Annotated in this window: 14 protein-coding genes; 9 read left to right on the top strand and 5 right to left on the bottom strand. The window is 74.2% G+C overall.

What is annotated here, in order from left to right; all coding sequences use genetic code 11:
• Position 1 precedes the first annotated feature (1 nt).
• Together HOY81_RS02995 and ilvA are read right to left on the bottom strand one after the other, a co-directional pair.
• Positions 2 to 1,042, bottom strand: a complete 1,041-nt coding sequence (locus tag HOY81_RS02995; RefSeq protein ID WP_237317746.1) for an ATP-binding cassette domain-containing protein — start codon at positions 1,040 to 1,042, stop codon at positions 2 to 4.
• Between the two features lie 404 nt (positions 1,043 to 1,446).
• The gene (gene ilvA / locus HOY81_RS02990; RefSeq protein ID WP_237317743.1) at positions 1,447 to 2,685 is read right to left on the bottom strand and encodes a threonine ammonia-lyase; all 1,239 of its coding nucleotides are present in this window, start codon (positions 2,683 to 2,685) and stop codon (positions 1,447 to 1,449) included.
• A gap of 392 nt (positions 2,686 to 3,077) precedes the next feature.
• Between ilvA and HOY81_RS02985 the strand changes: the two genes are divergently transcribed.
• The 3 genes from HOY81_RS02985 (at position 3,078) to HOY81_RS02975 (ending at position 4,473) form a co-directional block, all read left to right on the top strand.
• The gene (locus tag HOY81_RS02985) at positions 3,078 to 3,551 is read left to right on the top strand and encodes a MarR family winged helix-turn-helix transcriptional regulator (RefSeq protein ID WP_237317821.1); all 474 of its coding nucleotides are present in this window, start codon (positions 3,078 to 3,080) and stop codon (positions 3,549 to 3,551) included.
• Between the two features lie 164 nt (positions 3,552 to 3,715).
• A complete protein-coding gene (locus HOY81_RS02980; RefSeq protein WP_237317741.1) occupies positions 3,716 to 4,225 on the top strand; it encodes a sigma factor-like helix-turn-helix DNA-binding protein in 510 nt (169 codons plus the stop codon).
• Positions 4,222 to 4,473: a hypothetical protein gene (locus HOY81_RS02975; protein ID WP_237317739.1), complete on the top strand. Its 252-nt coding sequence runs from the start codon at positions 4,222 to 4,224 to the stop codon at positions 4,471 to 4,473. The genes HOY81_RS02980 and HOY81_RS02975 overlap by 4 nt, the downstream gene beginning before the upstream one ends.
• A gap of 317 nt (positions 4,474 to 4,790) precedes the next feature.
• On the opposite strand, the gene HOY81_RS02970 is transcribed toward HOY81_RS02975, so the two are convergent.
• On the bottom strand, positions 4,791 to 5,942 hold the full coding sequence (locus HOY81_RS02970) for a cystathionine gamma-synthase (protein WP_237317737.1): 1,152 nt from the start codon (positions 5,940 to 5,942) through the stop codon (positions 4,791 to 4,793).
• Positions 5,943 to 6,053: 111 nt separating this feature from the next.
• On the opposite strand from HOY81_RS02970, the gene HOY81_RS02965 reads away from it, so the two are divergent.
• Both HOY81_RS02965 and HOY81_RS02960 read left to right on the top strand, forming a co-directional pair.
• The gene (locus HOY81_RS02965; RefSeq protein WP_237317734.1) at positions 6,054 to 7,295 is read left to right on the top strand and encodes a hypothetical protein; all 1,242 of its coding nucleotides are present in this window, start codon (positions 6,054 to 6,056) and stop codon (positions 7,293 to 7,295) included.
• A 220-nt stretch (positions 7,296 to 7,515) separates the two neighbouring features.
• Positions 7,516 to 9,672, top strand: coding sequence for a thioredoxin domain-containing protein (locus tag HOY81_RS02960; RefSeq protein ID WP_237317733.1), 2,157 nt, complete (start codon positions 7,516 to 7,518; stop codon positions 9,670 to 9,672).
• 21 nt (positions 9,673 to 9,693) lie between these two features.
• Here the strand turns inward: HOY81_RS02960 and HOY81_RS02955 are convergent, their stop codons facing one another.
• Positions 9,694 to 10,314 (bottom strand): TetR/AcrR family transcriptional regulator, encoded by a 621-nt coding sequence (locus tag HOY81_RS02955; protein WP_237317730.1) that lies wholly within the window; start codon positions 10,312 to 10,314, stop codon positions 9,694 to 9,696.
• 280 nt (positions 10,315 to 10,594) lie between these two features.
• On the opposite strand from HOY81_RS02955, the gene HOY81_RS02950 reads away from it, so the two are divergent.
• Both HOY81_RS02950 and HOY81_RS02945 read left to right on the top strand, forming a co-directional pair.
• The gene (locus HOY81_RS02950) at positions 10,595 to 11,806 is read left to right on the top strand and encodes a pyridoxal phosphate-dependent aminotransferase (RefSeq protein WP_237317728.1); all 1,212 of its coding nucleotides are present in this window, start codon (positions 10,595 to 10,597) and stop codon (positions 11,804 to 11,806) included.
• A gap of 122 nt (positions 11,807 to 11,928) precedes the next feature.
• Positions 11,929 to 12,339 carry a hypothetical protein gene (locus tag HOY81_RS02945; protein WP_237317726.1) on the top strand — a complete coding sequence of 137 codons (411 nt, stop codon included), beginning with the start codon at positions 11,929 to 11,931 and terminating at the stop codon, positions 12,337 to 12,339.
• A 138-nt stretch (positions 12,340 to 12,477) separates the two neighbouring features.
• Here HOY81_RS02945 and HOY81_RS02940 read toward each other — a convergent pair whose 3' ends face one another.
• Positions 12,478 to 14,313 carry a phosphoenolpyruvate carboxykinase (GTP) gene (locus tag HOY81_RS02940; protein WP_237317724.1) on the bottom strand — a complete coding sequence of 612 codons (1,836 nt, stop codon included), beginning with the start codon at positions 14,311 to 14,313 and terminating at the stop codon, positions 12,478 to 12,480.
• 520 nt (positions 14,314 to 14,833) lie between these two features.
• Here HOY81_RS02940 and HOY81_RS02935 point away from each other — a divergent pair.
• Positions 14,834 to 15,430 (top strand): hemolysin III family protein, encoded by a 597-nt coding sequence (locus tag HOY81_RS02935; RefSeq protein ID WP_237317819.1) that lies wholly within the window; start codon positions 14,834 to 14,836, stop codon positions 15,428 to 15,430.
• 51 nt (positions 15,431 to 15,481) lie between these two features.
• Positions 15,482 to 16,048: a Uma2 family endonuclease gene (locus HOY81_RS02930; protein ID WP_237317722.1), complete on the top strand. Its 567-nt coding sequence runs from the start codon at positions 15,482 to 15,484 to the stop codon at positions 16,046 to 16,048.
• The last annotated feature ends 342 nt before the right edge of the window (positions 16,049 to 16,390 follow it).

Genomic DNA, 16,390 nt, shown 5'->3' with positions numbered 1-16,390 from the left:
CTCACTGTGCGGTCTCCTTCCGGGCCTGCTGCGCCGCCTGCCTTCCGGGCTTCCCGCCCGCCTGCCCGCCCGGCTTTCCGCCGTCGGCGCCCTCGGCGCCGTCCTCGGCCGCGTGGCCGGTGAGCGAGATGAAGACGTCGTCCAGGGTCGGCCGGCGCAGGCCGATGTCGTCGATCTCCACGCCGCGGGCGTCCAGCTCGCGGATCACCTCGGCCAGCAGCTTGGCGCCGCCGGTCACCGGCACGGTGATCTTCCGGGTGTGCTCCTCGACGACGGTGTCGCCCTTGCCGAAGCCGCGGAGGATGCCCTCGGCGGTGCCGATGTGCTCGCGCTCGTGCACCACGACCTCCACCCGCTCGCCGCCCGTGCGGGCCTTGAGCTGGTCGGAGGTGCCGCGGGCGATGACGGTGCCCTGGTCGACCACGGCGATGTCGTGCGCGAGGCGGTCGGCCTCCTCGAGGTACTGCGTGGTCAGCAGGAGGGTGGTGCCGCCGGCGACCAGCTCCTCGATGACCTCCCAGAGCTGCTGCCGGTTCCGCGGGTCGAGGCCCGTGGTCGGCTCGTCCATGAACATCACGGGCGGGCTGACCACCAGCGCGGCGGCGAGGTCGAGCCGGCGGCGCATGCCGCCGGAGTAGGTCTTGGCCGTGCGGTCGGCGGCGTCGGCGAGGTTGAACCGCTCCAGCAGCTCGCCCGCCCGTGCCTTCGCGTCACGTGCGGACATCTGGTAGAGCTGCCCGACCATCTGGAGGTTCTCCCGGCCGGTCAGGTACTCGTCGACGGCGGCGAACTGCCCGGACAGGCCGATGGAGCGGCGCACCTCGGTCGGGTGCTTGAGGACGTCCAGTCCCGCCACGACGGCCCGGCCGCTGTCCGGCCGGAGCAGGGTGGTCAGGACGCGGACGGTGGTGGTCTTGCCGGCGCCGTTCGGCCCGAGCAGTCCGAGGACCGTGCCCTCGGGCACATCGAGATCGACGCCGTCCAGAGCCTTCACCTCGCCGAAGGTCTTCACCAGACCTTCGGCATAAATGGCGCCTGGCATAGGTCTCCCCGTTTCTGGGTGCATGGGATGGATCGGTGAACAGGGTCGCGTGGGTCGCTGGGGTGGATCGGTGGACACCCGGGTGTCCGGGCGGTCGGTGCGGTGCGGGTACGGGTGCAGGTGCGGATACAGATGCGGGGCGCACCGGTGGTGCGGGGCGCCCGCGGGGCGCGGCCGTACGCCGCCCGTGGCGGGCGGGGCGGACGTGCGCGCCGTCCTGACACGACGGCGCGACGGTCCGGCACACGGTGCGCCCCATCTTTGCCCGACGCGATATATCGCGTCAAGCAAGGGCCGCTGTTTCGCGACTGTCGCCCGGTGCGGCCGCTCACGGGGCGGGTGGCCGCCCGCCCCGTGAGCGGACCGTCTTCCGGCACGGACCGGCCGCCCGGGAGTGGGCCCCGTCAGCTCATGACCGTGTAACCCGCCGCCCGCAGCGCCGCCGACACCTCGATGCAGTGCTCGGGCCCCTTGGTCTCCAGATGCAGCTCCACCTCCGCCTCGTCCAGTCCGAGCCGCGGATCCGTGCGCACGTGGCTCACGTCCAGGACGTTAGCGTCCGCCACTGACAACTCCCCGAGCAGCGCCGCGAGCGCCCCCGGCCGGTCGGTCAGCCGCAGCCGCAGCGACAGATAGCGGCCCGCGGCGGCCATGCCGTGCCGCAGGGTGCGCTGGAGCACCAGCGGATCGACGTTCCCGCCGGAGAGCAGCGCCACCACCGGGCCCTCGAAGGCACCCGGCTCGCTCAGCAGCGCCGCGACCGGGCTCGCCCCGGCCGGCTCGACGACCAGCTTCGCCCGCTCCAGGAGCAGCAGCAGCGCACTCGAGAGCGCGTCCTCGGTCACCGTACGGACCTCGTCCACCAGAGCGCCAACGATTTCGAACGGCACATCGCCGGGCCGCCCCACCTTGATGCCGTCGGCCATCGTGGAGACCGACTCCAGCGCCACCGGCCTCCCCGCGGTGAGCGAGGGCGGATACGCCGCCGCGCCCTCCGCCTGCACGCCCACCACCCTCACGTCCGGGCGCAGCGGCTTCACCCCGGCCGCGATGCCCGCCGCCAGGCCGCCGCCGCCGACGCCGACCACGATGGTGCGCACTTCGGGGCACTGCTCCAGGATCTCCAGCCCGATGGTGCCCTGGCCGGCCACCACGTCGGGGTGGTCGAAGGGGTGGATGAAGACCGCGCCGGTCTCCTCCGCGTACGTCTGCGCCGCCCGCAGCGTCTCGTCCACCACCTGCCCCTGGAGCACCACCTGGGCGCCGTAGTCACGGGTCGCGGCGACCTTCGGCAGCGGCGCGCCGACCGGCATGTAGACCGTCGAACGCACCCCGAGCAGCGCGGCGGCGAGCGCCACGCCCTGGGCGTGGTTGCCCGCGCTGGCCGCGACCACGCCGCGGGCGCGGTCCTCCTGCGACAGGGCGGCGATCCGGGTGTAGGCGCCGCGCAGCTTGAACGAACCGGTGCGTTGCAGGTTCTCGCACTTCAGGTGGACGGGAGAGCCGAGCAGTCCGGTCAGGTGCCGGCTCCCCTCCAGGGCGGTCGTGCGGGCCACGCCGGACAGGGTCTTCTGGGCGGCGCGTACGTCGTCGACGGTGACGGAGAGGGCGGGGGTGTGGCCCTCGGGAGGACTGGCAACCATGCGGCCAGTCTGGCAGCCTCCCGCCCGCCCGGCGCCTTCAGCCGTCCGCGGCCGGCCGCCGGGTGCCGTCCCCCGGCCTTCGGCGCCCGCACCCTCGCCGGCACTCCGGCAACGGTTCGTGCAGCACCGGTACGCGGGCGTGCCGGGGGCGCGTACCCTGTGCCCCACACTTTCGGTCGTACGTACCTCGGCACCCCAACGAAGCGAGCACCCCGGCCATGCCCACGCACCCGGACATGACGACAGAAGTCCACGACACCCCCGGCCCGCCCCGCAGCCCCGAGCCGCCGCGATCCGTCCCCGCCGACCGGCCCGCCCCGCCCGGCCAGGTCCCGCAGGACTCCCCCCGCACCCCGGACCGCGCGGAGGACGTCGCCCCCGTACTCGACGCCATGCAGCACCAGGTGGCCGTCTTCGCGCGGCGCGCCGAGCAGACCCGGCTCGGCGGCGTCGGGCAGGCCCGCAACTCCATGGACCGCGCCGCCTACCTGCTGCTCAACCGGCTCGACACGGAGGGCCCCATGGGCGTGAAGGCGCTCGCCTCCGCCATGGGCATCGACTCCTCCACGGTCACCCGGCAGGTCGCACCGCTGGTCGACTCGGGCCTGGTGAACCGCGCCTCGCACCCCGAGGACGGCCGCGCCGTCGTCCTCCAGCTCTCCGCGCGCGGCTCCGCGCGCCTGGAGCAGGTCCGCTCCTCCCGGCGCGAGCTGATGGAGCTGCTGACCCAGGGCTGGACGGAGGAGGAGCGGGACACCTTCTGCGCCCTGCTCACCCGGTTCAACACCGCGCTCACCGGCGCCCACGGCGGCTCGGGCACCCGGTCCGGCCCCGCATCCGGTTCGCTGCCGGGCGGGGTCTCCTGAACCTGTCGCGCCTCCTGATCCGGCCGGCGCCTCCTGATCCGGCCGGCGCCTCCTGGTCCGGCCCGGGCCGCCCGTGGCGCGGCCGGGGAACCGGGCCCGCGGCGCTCCCCGGCCTGCGAACGCGCCGTCCGCCCCCTTGATTTGATCAGCCCGCCTGCCGTCCCATGAACACCACGGAGGCGCGCACGGTGGGAGAGAACCGCACGACCCGCGAACGGCGCCGTGCCCGGGAGTTCGAGGCGTTCGCCGCGGGCGCGGGAGGCCGGCTGCTGCATGCCGCCACGCTGCTGACCGGGGAGCCTCCGGGCACCGCCCCCGCCGCCGAGGAACTCCTGGTGGCCGTGTTGGGCCGGACGTACGCCGACTGGGACCGGCTGCACGGCGAGGACCCCTACGAGCACGCCCGGCGGGAGCTCGCCGCCCGCTTCGCGCACAGTGCCTGGCGCTACCGCCGCCCCCGGGGCGGCCTCCTCGGCCGGCTGCCGCCCCGGGAACGCCTGGTGCTGGTGCTGCGGCACTGCGAGGGCGTCCCCGAGGAACAGGTCGCCGCCGGGCTGGGACTCCCCATGGAACGCGTGCGTGCCCTCTGCGCCCGGGCCGGCGCCACGCTGCGCAGCCGCCCGCCGGCCGCCCGTCCGGCCTCCTCGCGGCGGGCGGCGGAGGGTGCCGCATGACCCTCCCCGACCGCCAGGAGCGAGAGCTGCGGCGCATGCTGGACGGCTCCCACGCGCCGCTGCCCGCCGACCTCGCGCTCCGCGCCCGCTCCCGTGGCGACCGGCTGCTCCGCCGCCGGCACGCGCTGCGGTCCCTGCTGTGGACGCTGGCGTTCCTCGCCGCCCTGGCCCTGGCGAGCTGGGCCGCGGTCGCCGAGCCCTGGTCGGTGCCCTCCCGGGACTCCACGCCTCCGGTCTACCGCTGGTGAGGGCGTACCGGGGTCCGAGGCGGACTCCGGGGTGCCGGCGGGACAGTGGTCGTGGGAACTGCAAGCCCGGCAAACAGCCCGGCCATCAGCCCGCGCAGGTCAGCGCGGAAGGGCCGGCCGCCCGGGCCGCGGTGCGCCCGGCACGCGGCGAAGCGCCCGCGAGGGCCGGGACAGCGGCGATGCCCCGGCCCTCTGTGCGGGGCCGGGCCCGGTGACCCGGGCGCACCGCCGCTGCCGGGCGCAGGCCGGACCCGGCGCGTCCGGGCGAGAGCCGGACCCCGAGCGCGGCACCCCGACGGCTTGCCGGCCGCCGGGCGTCAGCCCAGGGCCGCCGTCAGGTCCGCCGCCAGGTCGTCCGCCGACTCGATGCCCACCGACAGCCGCACCAGGTCCGCCGGCACCTCCAGCGCCGAACCCGCCGCCGAGGCGTGCGTCATCCGCCCCGGGTGCTCGATCAGCGACTCCACGCCGCCCAGCGACTCGCCCAGGGTGAAGAGGCGCGCCCGGTCGCACACCCGTACGGCCGCCTCCTCGCCGCCGCGCACCCGGAAGGACACCATCCCGCCGAACGCCCGCATCTGCTTCGCGGCGATCTCGTGGCCCGGGTGCGAGGGCAGGCCCGGGTAGTACACCTGGGTCACCTCCGGGTGGCGCTCCAGCAGCTCCACGATCCGGGTGGCGTTGGCGCTGTGCCGGTCCATCCGCACCGCCAGCGTCTTGATCCCGCGCATCACCAGCCAGGCGTCGAACGGCCCCGCGATGGCCCCCATGGAGTTCTGGTGGAAGGCCAGCTCCTCGCCCAGGCCGGCGTCCGACACCACCAGGGCGCCGCCGACCACGTCCGAGTGGCCGCCCATGTACTTGGTCGTGGAGTGCACCACCACGTCGGCGCCCAGGGCCAGTGGCTGCTGGAGGTACGGGCTGGCGAAGGTGTTGTCCACCACCAGCCGCGCCCCCGCGGTGCGCGCCACGTCCGCCAGCGCCGCGATGTCGCTGATGCCGAGCAGCGGGTTCGAGGGCGTCTCGACCCACACCACCTTGGTGCGGTCGGTCAGGGCCGCCCGCACCGCGGCAGGGTCGGCGGAGTCCGCCACCGACCACTCCACGCCCCACTTCTCCACGACCTTGGCGAACAGCCGGAACGTCCCGCCGTAGGCGTCGTTCGGGATCACCACGTGGTCGCCGGGGCGCAGCAGCGCCCGCAGCAGGCAGTCCTCGGCGGCCAGCCCGGAGGCGAAGGCGAGGCCGCGCCGGCCGCCCTCCAGCGCCGCGAGGTTCTCCTCCAGGGCGGTGCGGGTGGGGTTCGCGGAGCGGCTGTACTCGTAGCCGCCGCGCAGACCGCCCACGCCGTCCTGCTTGTAGGTCGACACCTGGTAGATCGGCGGGACGACCGCGCCGGTGGTGGCCTCGGCGGTCTGCCCGGCGTGGATCGCCAGGGTCTCGAAGTTCTGTGCGTTCCGGTCGTTCATGCGGCCACCGTAATGGGCCGTACCGTGGAGACCGGGTGCGCTCGTGAGATCGCGCCCGGAATTCCGCACCCCGCCCGCCCGCCGCCCGCACCCGCCCCGGAGTCCGCCCCCATGGAACTGCTGCTCCTGCTCATCGCCCTCACCGTCCTCGTCGCCGTGTTCGCCGCCCCCCTGCGGCGCCGCATGCGGCTGCAGCGGCAGGGTGCGGGCGGCGGGCCCCTCGCCGCGGTGTCCCCGGAGTCCGCCTACGCCTTCGTGCCCGTGGACGAGCTGGACGTACGGCTGCCCGGCCCGGACCCGCAGCTCGTGGACGCGCTGGAGGAGGCTCAGGCGGAGCAGGACCCCACGCCGGTCGCCCGGCTGCTGGCGCTCACCGGCGACGAGTGGGAGCTGCGCTGGCAGCGGGTCCAGTCCCTGGCCGGGGCGGCCGCGCGGGAGCTGGCCGAGGCGCGGGCCGCGCAGGCGGCCGAGCAGGCCGCCGGGCAGTCCCGCGGGAAGGGCGCGGACGGAGCCGCCGAGGGCCATGACGGCGCGGGCGGCCCGGGCGCCATCTCCTTCACCAAGCGGCCGGGCGGGCCCGTACGGGATGCGAGCTGGCTGCGCCGGTGGCGGGCCGGACAGCCCGGCGACCAGGGCGGCGCCCAGGTGTACGCGCAGTTCCTGGTCTGGCAGGCGCTGGCCGAGGGGGACCCGGACAGCCGCCGGATCATCCTGGAGGAGGCCCGTACGATCTGCCGCGAGGCCGCCCGCATCGCCGACGCCGACCCCACCCCGTACCTGACCGAGCTGCACGTCGCCCGCGGGCTCGGCGACCGGCGCGCGGACTTCGAGGCGCTCTGGACGGAGGTCGTCCGGCGCGCCCCGCACCACATGGGCGCCCACCTGGCGGCACTGCAGTACTGGTCCGCGCGCGGCCAGGGCTCCAAGGCGCTGGCCGACGGCTTCGCGCAGACCGCCGCCGCCCACGCCCCCGAGGGCACCCTGCTGCCCGCCCTGCCGCTCTTCGCCGCCTTCGAGCACCTGCCGGAGGTCAACCTCGTCCGGGGCCTCTACCAGAGCGAGGAGATCCGGCGCGCGATCGAGGCGGCCGAGTTCGCGGTCGACCAGGTGGAGGGCGACCACCCGGTGCGCCCGCACGTCCTGCACCTGCTGGTCTGCATGCTCGTCCGCGCCGAACGGTACGGGGAGGCGATGGAGGCGCTGCGCGTGGTCGACGGCTACGTGGGCGCGCTGCCCTGGGCCGCCGGGGACGACCCCGCCGCCCAGTACGCCGCCTACCGCGCCCTCGCCGTCGCCGGCTACGAGGCCTCCGGCGGCACCCGCGCCGAGCTGCCCCCGCCCCAGGCGGGGTGACGGCGGCCCCCAGGCGGGGTGCCGGCGGCGGGACACCGGCCGCCGGAGGCTGAGCGCCGGGGGCGGAGCGGGCGCCTGTGCGGCCGGGGTGCGCGCGGTGCCGGGCCCGGCCGCGAAGCCTCACCCGCACCCCACGCCCCGTGGCCACCCGCCCGCACGCCACCCGAACCCGCGCCCGTGCCGCCCCGGTCCACGGGGGCGCGTCGTGCACGATGGGGGTATGGCCAACCGACTCGCCGCCGAGACCTCGCCCTACCTCCTGCAGCATGCCGAGAACCCCGTCGACTGGTGGCCCTGGTCGGACGAGGCGTTCGAGGAGGCGAGGCGACGCGAAGTGCCGGTGCTGCTGAGCGTGGGCTACAGCAGTTGCCACTGGTGCCATGTGATGGCGCACGAGAGCTTCGAGGACGACGAGACGGCCGCGGTCCTCAACGCCCACTTCGTGCCGGTGAAGGTGGACCGGGAGGAGCGCCCCGACGTCGACTCCGTGTACATGGAGGCCGTGCAGGCCGCCACCGGCCACGGCGGCTGGCCGATGACCGTCTTCCTGACGCCGCGTGCCGAGCCATTCTACTTCGGCACCTACTTCCCGCCCCGCCCCCGGCAGGGCATGCCGTCCTTCCGGCAGGTGCTGGAGGGCGTGCACACCGCGTGGGAGGAACGCCGCGACGAGGTGGCCGAGGTGGCCGGGCGGATCGCCGGGGACCTCGCCGGGCGCGCCCTGGCGTACGACGCCCCGCAGCCGCCCGGGCCGGAGGAGCTGGGCGCGGCGCTGCTCGGGCTCACCCGGGAGTTCGACGCCGTGCACGGCGGGTTCGGCGGGGCGCCGAAGTTCCCGCCGGCCATGGCGCTGGAGTTCCTGCTGCGGCACCACGCCCGTACGGGGGCCGACGGTGCGCTGGAGATGGTGGAGGCCACCTGCGGGGCCATGGCCCGCGGCGGCATCCACGACCACCTCGGCGGCGGCTTCGCGCGCTACGCGGTGGACGCGGAGTGGACCGTGCCGCACTTCGAGAAGATGCTGTACGACAACGCGCTGCTGTGCCGGGTGTACGCACACCTGTGGCGCGCCTCGGGCTCGGCGACGGCCCGGCGGGTGGCGCTGGACACCGCGGACTTCCTGGTCCGCGAACTCCGCACCGGGCAGGGCGGGTTCGCCTCCGCGCTGGACGCGGACAGCGACGACGGGCACGGCCGCCACAAGGAGGGCGCCTTCTACGTCTGGACGCCGGAGCAGCTCGCCGAGGTGCTCGGCGAGGAGGACGCGGCCTTCGCCGCCTCCTGGTTCGGCGTGACCCGGGAGGGCACCTTCGAGGAGGGCGCCTCGGTGCTGCGCCTCCCCGGCGGTCCGCGCCCGGACGGGGCGGGCCCGGCGGACGCCGGGGCCGGTATGCACGGGCCCGGACCGGAGGCGGCAGCCGGCGAGCCGGCCGACCCGGCCGAGGCCGAGCGGGTGGAGTCCGTACGGTGGCGGCTGTTCGAGGCCAGGGAGCGCCGCCCGCGGCCGGGCCGGGACGAGAAGGTCGTGACCGCCTGGAACGGGCTGGCCGTCGCCGCGCTCGCGGAGACCGGCGCCTACTTCGAGCGGCCGGACCTGGTGGAGGCCGCCGCCGCGGCGGCGGACCTGCTGGTCGCCGTGCATCTGGACGACCGGGGGCGGCTGGTGCGCACGTCGCGGGAGGGCAGGCCCGGCCCCAGCGCCGGAGTGCTGGAGGACTACGCGGACACCGCGGAGGGAATGCTCGCCCTCTACGCGGTGACGGGCGACAGCGCCTGGCTGGATCTCGCGGGCACCCTGCTGGACGTGGTGCTGCGGCACTTCACGGGCGAGGACGGCACCCTCTACGACACCGCCGACGACGCGGAGCGGCTGATCCGGCGCCCGCAGGACCCCACCGACGGCGCCACCCCCTCCGGCTGGACGGCCGCGGCCCAGGCGCTGCTGTCGTACGCCGCCTACACCGGCAGCGACCGGCACCGCAGCGCGGCGGAGCAGGCGCTGGGGATCGTCAAGGCGCTGGCGGCACGGGCGCCCCGGTTCATCGGCTGGGGGCTTGCGGCGGCGGAGGCCGCGCTGGACGGGCCGCGCGAGATCGCGGTGGTCGGCGCCCGGGAGGACCCGGCGACGCGCGGGCTGCACCGGGTCGCGCTGCTGGGTACGGCGCCGGGCGCGGTGGTCGCGGTCGGCGAGCCGGCGGACGGCGACGGCGCTGACGGGACCGGAGCCGGGGACGGGGAGCTGCCGGTGCCGCTGCTCCGGGACCGCCCGCTGCTGGAGGGGCGGCCGGCGGCGTACGTGTGCCGCCACTTCACCTGCGACGCGCCGACGGCGGAACCGGAGGAGCTGGCGCGCGCCGTGCGCGTCGCGGGGGACTGAGCGGGCCGGCAGGGCCCAGCCTCAGAGGGTGAGTCCGCGTTCCAGGACGCGGAGGGCGTCCTCGACGAGGTCGCTGAGCCTGCCGTGCTGCCCCGTCTCCACCCAGTGGAAGAAGGCCTCCGTCAGGGCCCCCATGGCCGCGCCCGCGACCACCCGCAGCTCCAGGTCGTCCACCGGGCGGCAGGTGCGCTCGGAGAGGACCTCGACGAGCAGCCGGGTGGTGACGGCGCTGTGCTCGGTCATGCGGGCGCGGATCGTGGGGGACTCGCAGATCAGCCGGACCCGGGCCAGGGTCTCGGCGGTGTCCTCCTCGTACATCTGGGCGAGCACGGCGGTCAGCGTCTTGCGCAGCGCGGTGACGGGCGGCTCCCCGGCCGGGCGGTCCCGGAGGGTGTCGGCGATCACCGGGTCGTACTCGTCGGTGAGGACGATGTCCTCCTTGGTGGGGAAGTACCGGAAGACGGTGCTGGGGGAGACCTCCGCGACCTCCGCGATCCGGTCGACGGGCGTGGCGTCGTATCCCTGTTCGGCGAAGAGCCGGTATGCGGCCTGCCGGATCGCCTGGCGGGTCTGGAGCTTCTTCCGCTCGCGGAGCCCGAGTTTGGGCGCGCTGACGGAGGGGTCGGTGTGTGCGGCGGTCATGACCTTCATTCTCGGGTATCGCGGTGCCGCGGCGCCATGTCCGCAGTGCCGCTCGTTCGGGCGGCCGTGGCCGTGCCCCGTGCCGGACCGGCGTGCCCCGGCCCGCCGGCGCCCCGGCCCGGCGGCGGCGTCACCCGACCGGGTGGCTTCCCGGGAGCGGCTGCGGAGCCGTGGGCCGGGGCGTCGTCGCAGGAGGGACGGGCGAGGTGGCAGTGGCTGTCGCCGTCTCGTGACACAAAACACCCGGGCGCCCGCCGGGCCGCGCCCGTACAGTGGCGACATGCAGGTGATCCAGTCGACGAAGCTCGCCAATGTCTGCTACGAGATCCGTGGCCCGGTGCTCGAGGAGGCCATGCGGCTGGAGGCGGCGGGTCACCGCATCCTCAAGCTGAACACCGGGAATCCCGCGGCCTTCGGCTTCGAGTGCCCGCCGGAGATCCTCGAGGACATGCTGCGGAACGTCGGCGACGCGCACGGCTACGGCGACGCGAAGGGCCTGCTCAGCGCCCGCCGCGCGGTGATGCAGCACTACCAGACCAAGGGCGTCGAGCTCTCCGTCGAGGACGTCTACCTGGGCAACGGCGTCTCGGAGCTGATCCAGATGGCGATGCAGGGGCTGCTGGACGACGGGGACGAGGTGCTGGTCCCGGCGCCGGACTACCCGCTGTGGACGGCCGCGGTCTCGCTCTCCGGCGGCACCGCCGTGCACTACCGCTGCGACGAGCAGTCCGACTGGATGCCGGACCTCGCCGACGTCGAGCGGAAGATCACCGACCGCACCAAGGCGCTGGTGATCATCAATCCGAACAACCCGACGGGCGCGGTCTACGACGAGGAGATGCTGCGCGGGCTCACCGAGATCGCCCGGCGGCACGGGCTGATCGTCTGCAGCGACGAGATCTACGACCGCATCCTCTTCGACGGCGCCACGCACACGCCCACCGCGGTGGTGGCGCCGGACCTGCTGACGCTCACCTTCAACGGGCTCTCCAAGAACTACCGCGTCGCGGGCTACCGCAGCGGCTGGCTCGCGGTCTGCGGCCCGAAGACGCACGCCCAGAGCTACATCGAGGGCCTGACGATCCTGGCGAACATGCGGCTGTGCGCCAACATGCCCGCGCAGCACGCGGTGGCCACCGCGCTCGGCGGCCGTCAGTCGATCGACGAGCTGGTGCTGCCCGGCGGCCGGATGCGGGAGCAGCGCGACACGGCGTACGAGCTGCTGACGCAGATCCCCGGGGTGACCTGCGTCAAGCCGAAGGGCGCGCTCTATCTCTTCCCGCGGCTGGACCCGAAGGTCTTCAAGATCAAGGACGACCGGCAGCTCGTGCTCGACCTGCTGCGCGCGGAGCAGATCATGGTGGTGCACGGCACCGGGTTCAACTGGCCGGAGCCGGACCACTTCCGCATCGTCACCCTCCCCGCGGCGGACGAGCTGGCGGACGCGGTGACCCGGATCGGCACCTTCCTGGACGGTTACGGACAGCCCTGAGCCGCTCACGTGCCGCGCCCGGCCGCAGATTGTCCCGCCGGTTCTGCCGAACACGGTCAACTTTAGACATTGTCCAAGCTAGGATGGCTTCCTGAGACCTGCACCTGCCAGGAGGCCCTCCCATGTACGAGCCGATCCGCACCAAGTCGGTGCACACCCCGGCCCAGGCGGACGTGCCGCACCGCTCCCGCGAGGAGGAGCTGGACATCCGCCTCGCCGGGCATCTGACGGCGCTGCTGACCGTCACCGACGAGCTACGGGCCCTCACGCCCGGCGCGGAGCTGGACGCGGCGGCGCAGGAACTGGCGGAGCAGGCGGCGCGGCTGCGGGGCGGCACTGCCCCGCTGCGGGCCGCGCCCTCCGCGCGGGAGGCGGACGACGCCCATCTCGCCGCCCTGCACCAGCGTGCGCACACCCTCGCGGGCATGGCGCTGGTCGTGGCGACGGCGCGGGAGGACGAAACCGCGACCGCGCTGGCCGCCTCCTGCCTGGACCGGCACGCCGCCGCGCTCGGGCTGACCGAGTCCGCGTAGGCGCCCGCGCAGGCGGGCCGGGGAAACCGGCCGACTCCGCGTCGGCCGGACCGGGCCGCTCGGGCGCGGCCGGGCCCCGGCCGTACACCGCCGGGCGGGACCGAGCCGGTGCCCCGTCCCGCCCGGCGGCGCGAGCGGTCAGCCCAGGCGCTGCACCAGGGCCCGGTACTCGTCCCAGAGTTCCTTCGGGGTGTGGTCCCCGAAGGTGTTGAGGTGCTCGGGCACCAGCGACGCCTCGTCGCGCCACACGTCCCGGTCCACCGTCAGCAGGAAGTCCAGCTCCTCCGCGGAGATTTCCAGTCCCTCGGTGTCCAGGGCCTCCTTGGTGGGCAGCACGCCGATGGGCGTCTCGACGCCCTCCGCCTCGCCGTTGAGGCGGCCGACGATCCACTTCAGGACGCGGCTGTTCTCGCCGAAGCCGGGCCAGACGAACTTCCCGGCCTCGTTCTTCTTGAACCAGTTGACGTAGTAGATGCGCGGCAGCTTCTCCGGGTCGGGCGCCTCGGCGCCCATCTTCACCCAGTGGGCGAAGTAGTCGCCCATGTTGTAGCCGCAGAAGGGCAGCATCGCGAACGGGTCGCGGCGCAGTTCGCCCACCTTGCCCTCGGCGGCCGCGGTCTTCTCGCTGGCCACGTTGGCGCCCAGGAAGACGCCGTGCTGCCAGCCGAAGGACTCGGTGACCAGCGGTACGGCCGAGGCGCGCCGGCCGCCGAAGAGGATCGCCGAGATCGGCACGCCGCGGGGGTCCTCCCACTCCGGCGCGATGATCGGGCACTGCCCGGCCGGGACGGTGAAGCGGGCGTTGGGGTGGGCCGCGGGGGTGCCGGACTCCGGCGTCCAGTCGTTGCCCTTCCAGTCGGTCAGGTGCGCGGGCGGCTCCTCGGTCATCCCCTCCCACCACACGTCGTTGTCGTCGGTGAGGGCGACGTTGGTGAAGACGGAGTTGCCCCACAGGGTCTTCATCGCGTTGGCGTTGGTGTGCTCGCCGGTGCCCGGGGCGACGCCGAAGAAGCCGGCCTCCGGGTTGATGGCGTAGAGCCGCCCGTCCTCGCCGAACCGCATCCAGGCGATGTCGTCGCCGATGGTCTCGACCGTCCAGCCCGGGATGGTCGGCTCCAGCATCGCCAGGTTGGTCTTCCCGCAGGCACTGGGGAAGGCGGCGGCGACGTACGTGGACTCGCCGCGCGGCGGGGTCAGCTTGAGCACCAGCATGTGCTCGGCCAGCCAGCCCTCGTCACGGGCCATCACCGAGGCGATACGCAGCGCGTAGCACTTCTTCCCCAGCAGGGCGTTGCCGCCGTACCCGGAGCCGTACGACCAGATCTCCCGGCTCTCCGGGAAGTGCGAGATGTACTTGGTGCTGCTGCACGGCCACGGAACGTCCCGCTCGCCCGGGGCGAGGGGCGCGCCCACGCTGTGCACGGCCTTGACGAAGAAGCCGTCCTCACCGAGCTCGTCGAGTACCGGCTGTCCCATGCGCGTCATGGTGCGCATGGCGACGGCGACGTACGCCGAGTCCGTGATCTCCACGCCGAGCGCGGAGAGCGGGGAGCCGAGCGGGCCCATGCAGAACGGCACCACGTACATCGTGCGGCCGCGCATGCAGCCCCGGAAGAGGCCGCCCTTGCCGTTCGCGCCCTGGAAGATCTCCCGCATCTCCGCGGGCGCCTTCCAGTGGTTGGTCGGGCCGGCGTCCTCCTCCTTCTCGGAGCAGATGAACGTCCGGTCCTCGACGCGGGCCACGTCGGACGGGTCGGAGGCGGCGTAGTAGGAGTGCGGCCGCTTGATCGGGTCGAGTTTCCTGAACGTCCCCTTCTCGACGAGCTCCTCGCAGAGGCGCTCGTACTCGGCCTCCGAGCCGTCGCACCAGACGACCCGGTCCGGCTCGGTGAGGGCGGCGATCTCGTCGACCCAGGAGACCAGCTCCTGGTGGTTGGTCGGGGTGGTGGTGGGAGCCGGAGTACTGCGCGCCACGATCGCTCCAGACGGTGTGAGGGTTTTTGGGCGGACACCGGCACAGGTGTCCGTTTGAGGGCATCTCCTAACAGCGCACCCCTTGGGGGCCGCGACCCGGATGCATTCGTGGCTACGCTCATCCGGTGCCGACCACGCTCATCTGATCATGGCTCCTGCGGCCGCATGTGTCCAGAGGGGCGCTCAGGTGAGCATCGCCACTTGTTACCGGGGGTCGAACCTACGGACGCGTAGGGAAGATGAGTAGCCTGTCCATATGACTGCCGTCCCGAGCGAGCCGGACACCGCGACCGACGCCCCGCGCGCCGCGGGGCAGCACGACGTCACCGACCCCTCCCGGGGCGCCGGAGAGACCGGCGCCTCCGCCGAGGCCGCGCCGGAGGCCCCGGCCGGCAGACCGGAGGGCGCAGAGGGGCCCGAGGAGGCGCCCGGCGGCACAGGCAGGCTCGCGAGGGCCGCCCGCGCCGCGCATCTGCCGTTCCCCGTCAAGCCGCTGCTGCGCGGCTGGCTGCACGCGGGCATGTTCCCCGCGGTGCTGGCCGCCGGCCTGATCCTGACCGCCCTCGCGGAGAGCGACCGCGGCCGTGTCGCCTGCGCCGTCTACACCCTCACCGCCTGCCTGCTCTTCGGCACCAGCGCCCTCTACCACCGCGGCGACTGGGGCCCGCGCGCCGAGGCCGTGCTGCGGCGGCTCGACCACGCCAACATCTTCCTGATCATCGCCGGCACCTACACGCCGCTGACCATCCTGCTGCTCGACGGCGGCCGCCGGGACCTGCTGCTGTGGGGCATCTGGGCCGCCGCGCTCGCCGGCATCGCCTTCCGCGTCCTCTGGGTCGGCGCGCCCCGCTGGCTCTACACCCCGTGCTACATCGCCATGGGCTGGGCCGCCGTCTTCTTCCTCCCGGAGTTCCTGCGGGCCGGCGGCGTCGCGGTACTCGTCCTGGTGGTCGCCGGCGGCCTGCTCTACAGCGCCGGCGGCATCATCTACGGCATCAAGCGCCCGAACCCGTCACCGCGCTGGTTCGGCTTCCACGAGGTCTTCCACTCCTTCACGCTGGCCGCCTTCGTCGTCCACTACGTCGGGATCTCCCTGGTCGCCTACCAGCACGCCTGAGCCGGCTGCGACATATCCTGAGAGCAGCGGCGGTCCCCTGCGGGAGGCGATGTGAACAGCACCCACGCGCTCATCCGTGCCTGGCACGACATGGACGTCCCGGACGGACTCCGGGTCGAACTCCTGGACGGCGAGCTCGTCATGCAGGCCAACCCCGGGCATGTGCACGACCTGCCGGGGCGCAGCCTGGTCCGGCACACGCCCGAGCCCTTCGAGGCCTGGGCAGAGCGCGGACTGATGATCGCAGACGACTACCGCCCCCGTGCGGACGCGGTGATCATCCGGTCGGAGGACCTGCCGGCCGATGACGCCGAAGCCGACTGGCCCCCGCAGATCGTCCTCGGCGTCGTGGAGACGGTCTCCACGACACCCACGGCGATCAAGAGAGACTGGGACGACAAGCGGCTCCGCTACGCCGCCGCCGGTATCCCCGTCTACGTGATCGTCGATCCCAACGACGCCACCTGGCACGTCCTGCGACTCGACGGCAGCCAGTACGTCGAGACGGACAAGGGGGTCTTCGGCCAGGAGATGGCGCTGCCGGAGCCCCTCGGCTTCTCCGTGAGCACCGTGGGCTGGCACCCCTACCCGCGCCGTACGCGAGCGGCGGGCCGCTGAGCGGCCCCGCACGCCGTTCTCCTCCCGCACGCCCCTTCATGGCAGCGCGTAGCCTGCCGGTGGCGCCGAGTGCGCACGGAACCCTCCGGAGGGCTGCCGGGATCAGGTCGGAACCAGGCGACTGGATCCTCCGCCGAAGCGACACGGCGGCAGCGGCCCCCGGAGCCCCCGGAGGGCTTTCGCCTGTCTCGTGAGCGCCCGGGATCGCTGGTGCAAGACCAAGGGACGTCCCGGTGTCATCCCGGGAGAAACCTCACACCGGCCGCCTTCGTGGTCCACTTCGTCGGGATCTCCCTGGTCGCGTACCAGCACGCCTGAATCCACCCTCGGGCGGGCGCAGCC

This window comes from Streptomyces sp. JJ36 (assembly GCF_021696945.1).
Lineage (GTDB): Bacteria > Actinomycetota > Actinomycetes > Streptomycetales > Streptomycetaceae > Streptomyces.
Note: the sequence above shows the minus strand (reverse complement) of the source record. Positions and strands in the feature narration are given on the sequence as shown.

Bases quoted from the DNA above. Each gene is read 5' to 3' on its own strand.
- HOY81_RS02965 (WP_237317734.1), top strand. From the start codon at position 6,054: ATGGAACTGCTGCTCCTGCTCATCGCCCTCACCGTCCTCGTCGCCGTG.
- HOY81_RS02955 (WP_237317730.1), bottom strand. From the start codon at position 10,314: ATGACCGCCGCACACACCGACCCCTCCGTCAGCGCGCCCAAACTCGGG.
- HOY81_RS02960 (WP_237317733.1), top strand. From the start codon at position 7,516: ATGGCCAACCGACTCGCCGCCGAGACCTCGCCCTACCTCCTGCAGCAT.
- HOY81_RS02935 (WP_237317819.1), top strand. From the start codon at position 14,834: ATGTTCCCCGCGGTGCTGGCCGCCGGCCTGATCCTGACCGCCCTCGCG.
- HOY81_RS02980 (WP_237317741.1), top strand. From the start codon at position 3,716: ATGAACACCACGGAGGCGCGCACGGTGGGAGAGAACCGCACGACCCGC.
- HOY81_RS02950 (WP_237317728.1), top strand. From the start codon at position 10,595: ATGCAGGTGATCCAGTCGACGAAGCTCGCCAATGTCTGCTACGAGATC.
- ilvA (WP_237317743.1), bottom strand. From the start codon at position 2,685: ATGGTTGCCAGTCCTCCCGAGGGCCACACCCCCGCCCTCTCCGTCACC.
- HOY81_RS02975 (WP_237317739.1), top strand. From the start codon at position 4,222: ATGACCCTCCCCGACCGCCAGGAGCGAGAGCTGCGGCGCATGCTGGAC.
- HOY81_RS02985 (WP_237317821.1), top strand. From the start codon at position 3,078: ATGCAGCACCAGGTGGCCGTCTTCGCGCGGCGCGCCGAGCAGACCCGG.
- HOY81_RS02970 (WP_237317737.1), bottom strand. From the start codon at position 5,942: ATGAACGACCGGAACGCACAGAACTTCGAGACCCTGGCGATCCACGCC.
- HOY81_RS02945 (WP_237317726.1), top strand. From the start codon at position 11,929: ATGTACGAGCCGATCCGCACCAAGTCGGTGCACACCCCGGCCCAGGCG.
- HOY81_RS02995 (WP_237317746.1), bottom strand. From the start codon at position 1,042: ATGCCAGGCGCCATTTATGCCGAAGGTCTGGTGAAGACCTTCGGCGAG.